This window comes from Klebsiella sp. K47, assembly GCF_051858335.1.
GTDB classification, from domain to species: domain Bacteria; phylum Pseudomonadota; class Gammaproteobacteria; order Enterobacterales; family Enterobacteriaceae; genus Klebsiella; species Klebsiella pneumoniae.
In genome coordinates this window covers 1-246 of the sequence record NZ_JBPYUI010000179.1, presented here as the reverse complement: position 1 = coordinate 246, position 246 = coordinate 1, and the positions used below count along the sequence as shown (strand labels likewise).

The window sequence follows — 246 nt, the reverse complement described above, 5'->3', positions numbered from 1 at the left end:
TTATGGACGGGTACGGGTTTAAGCCCATATCACCTTTACTGCGAACGGAGATGACATCCGGTCGCGCTCAACAACGAAGGCGATATACCTCAACACCCACCCAGGCATCGGTTAAATGGATTTTTAAAACTGATGCTCTGGCACAGGTGTTTGAGGCGTTTTTCAGGGATGCGCTTAAAGATGGCCAGTCATGGTTCTATCTGAAACTCCAGACTCCCATCGGGGTAAAGCCCTATAAAGCCAGGT

Annotated in this window: 1 pseudogene; it reads left to right on the top strand. The window is 49.2% G+C overall.

The window, feature by feature from the left end:
- Window positions 1-2: 2 nt before the first annotated feature.
- Window positions 3-246: pseudogene (locus tag RRF55_RS27605) on the top strand (hypothetical protein); the annotation flags it as partial.